The organism is Enterococcus italicus DSM 15952 (genome assembly GCF_000185365.1).
GTDB classification, from domain to species: Bacteria; Bacillota; Bacilli; order Lactobacillales; family Enterococcaceae; genus Enterococcus_G; species Enterococcus_G italicus.
Genome location: NZ_GL622242.1, coordinates 25,677 through 27,205, shown reverse-complemented (window position 1 = coordinate 27,205; position 1,529 = coordinate 25,677). Strand labels below are relative to the sequence as shown.

The 1,529-nt window shown below is 31.3% G+C and carries 2 protein-coding genes; both read right to left on the bottom strand.

Going from position 1 to position 1,529, the window contains the following annotated elements:
- Positions 1-833 precede the first annotated feature (833 nt).
- A complete protein-coding gene (locus HMPREF9088_RS10540) occupies positions 834-1,049 on the bottom strand; it encodes a hypothetical protein (protein ID WP_005225252.1) in 216 nt (71 codons plus the stop codon).
- Positions 1,050-1,115: 66 nt separating this feature from the next.
- On the bottom strand, positions 1,116-1,316 hold the full coding sequence (locus tag HMPREF9088_RS10535; RefSeq protein WP_040367573.1) for a cold-shock protein: 201 nt from the start codon (positions 1,314-1,316) through the stop codon (positions 1,116-1,118).
- Positions 1,317-1,529 lie beyond the last annotated feature (213 nt).

Genomic DNA, 1,529 nt, shown 5'->3' with positions numbered 1-1,529 from the left:
CATGGATATTATTCATAATAAAAATAGTATAAAATTAATACTTGTAATTTTTCCTCTAAACTCAAGAATAAACAATCTGATCGCTGTATCATTTTCTTTTAACTTTGGCTTCCCTTTGCTTTTTTCTTCGCGCACTTAATTCTTAGATAATGCTTAATCAAATGATATCCAATTTTATTCGTCAAAATTATCTTGAGAAATTTAAAGATTTGGATTAATTTCAATAATCTGTTGCAAAACTTTGTTGACCTTTCAAAAACTTAACAATATCACAAACATTGAAAAGGACCACGAAGGTATACTCTGGTGTCCTGTTAAAAAAACTTTCTGACCTAATTAATTGAGCTACTTAAAGAGCTACTAAACGAGGAATAAAAAAGGATCAAAAACTATTAAGTTTCTGACACCAGCCAATATTTGTTCTAATACTTATAACCCTGATTTATAAATGAACAAAGACTTATTTACACGTTTATTGATACAGATTTAAATTGATACACGCCAATTGTGGTATTTAAAAAGAGTGCTTATAAGTCAGGAATTTTCTGAATACTCTTTATAATTTACGTCATAGTATTCTAGATTTGATTTTACATAATACATCTTGTCCTCCAACAAACCAAAATACCGACAGAATATATTCTACAGCCCCTTTTATATAGAACAGAAAAAAGACTCAGTAATTTTGTCATAAAAATAGGATAAACCTTTTCTATTGCATCTGTTCTTGCAGCACCGCTAAAAAAAGCCCTTAAAAATAAGAGCTTCCACGTTCAGCTATCCAAAGTTTAAGATCGTTACATAGGTGGCTTCGCTAATAAATGAGACTTGGTTCAGATCGCCATTAATTTTTTATAATTGATCACTGTTTTTTCAGAAGTATCTGTCACTTTGGCGATTGATAAGGTGACGACTGCTGAATTATTTAACAACTTTACAATTGTTCCAATGACTTGTTTTTTCCTAAATCTAAATGTGACTTGTTGATTTTTTTTAAAAGCCACTCCTTCGATGGATGGTTGCATTGGTTTCCATTGTCCAAAACCCATAATAATCTCCCCTTTTTGAGTATTTAAAAAACCGTCTCAAGCATTTGAGACGGTTGAAAAAATCGTTTAAGCTTTGTAGATATTAACGGCTTGCATACCACGTTGACCTTCTTCAGTATCAAAAGTGACTGCTTGCCCTTCATCGAGAGACTTGAATCCATCTGCTTGAATCGCAGAAAAATGAGCAAAGACATCTTGACCATTCTCTCCGGTTATAAAACCAAAACCTTTTTCTGCATTAAACCACTTTACTGTACCTTTATTCATACTATTTCCTCCTTGTGCATCATTACGAATGCGTTTTGTTGCAATAATTGTTTGATAAGCAAAAGGAGAGTATAAATTTCTGTATAGCACTCTTAATACGTTTCAAAGTTTATCACTACAAGTAGTATACCACACAAAATCTTTAGTTGCAACTTTACATAAAAATATTATTTTTTTATAAACTTATCACTCACTATACACTGTTTGGTTCTA